Below are 873 nucleotides of genomic sequence, written 5' to 3' on the forward strand. Positions count from 1 at the left end.
TGTTCTGGTCAAGTCAGAGCGGACACATTTTCAAGCCGCAGCTGCCAATTCAATCTCCCTCGGCGTCTGGTAGCCTAGGGTTGAGTGGAGCCGGCAGCTGTTGTACTCCATCTCGATGTATTCGATCACGTCCCGGCGTGCAGCCTGTCGGCTCCAGTATCGCTGGCCAGCCAGCCACTCGCTTTTCAGTGAGCCGAAGAAGCGCTCCATGACAGCATTGTCCCAGCAGTTCCCCTTCCGGCTCATCGAGGCCTGGAACCCGTGCCGATCCAGCGTGGATCGGTAGTCATGTGACGCGTACTGGCTGCCGCGGTCGCTGTGATGGATCACCCCGCTCTTGGGCTGCCGGCGTCCCACGGCCATCTCCAGGGCGTCCAGTACCAACTGCGTGCGCATGTGATCCGCCATTGCCCAGCCCACCAGCTGCCGGTCGTGGAGGTCGAGCACCGCCGCCAGATAGAGCCAGCCCTCAAGCGTCCAGATCGCCGTGATATCGGCCACCCAGGCCTGGTTCGGTGTCGCCACCGAGAACTGGCGGTTCAGCAGGTTGGGCGCCACCGGCAGGCTGTGCTCACTGTCGGTTGTATGACGCCAGCGGCGCCGCTGCTTTGCCTCTACGCCGGCTTCCCGCATCAGCCTACGGGCCTGGTAACGGCCGACCTCGTAGCCGCGGCGTCGCAGCTCTCCGGCCATGCGGCGGCTGCCGTAGCTGCCGCGCTTCCGGTGATGGATCTCTCTGACCTCACGGTGAAGGGCCTGACGATAGTCATCAGGGCCACGCTGCCGCCAGGCATAGAAACCACTCCGGCTGACCTGCATGACCCGACACAACACGGCCACGGGATAGGTGGCCTTCTCCGACTCGATGAACTG

Annotated in this window: 1 protein-coding gene; it reads right to left on the bottom strand. The window is 63.9% G+C overall.

What is annotated here, in order from left to right; genetic code table 11:
* Positions 1–30 precede the first annotated feature (30 nt).
* A partial coding sequence (locus FEI13_RS18820) for an IS3 family transposase (protein ID WP_138183019.1) occupies positions 31–873 on the bottom strand: 843 nt, incomplete at its 5' end.

Origin of the sequence: Halomonas urmiana (assembly GCF_005780185.1) — a bacterium.
Taxonomy (GTDB): domain Bacteria; phylum Pseudomonadota; class Gammaproteobacteria; order Pseudomonadales; family Halomonadaceae; genus Halomonas; species Halomonas urmiana.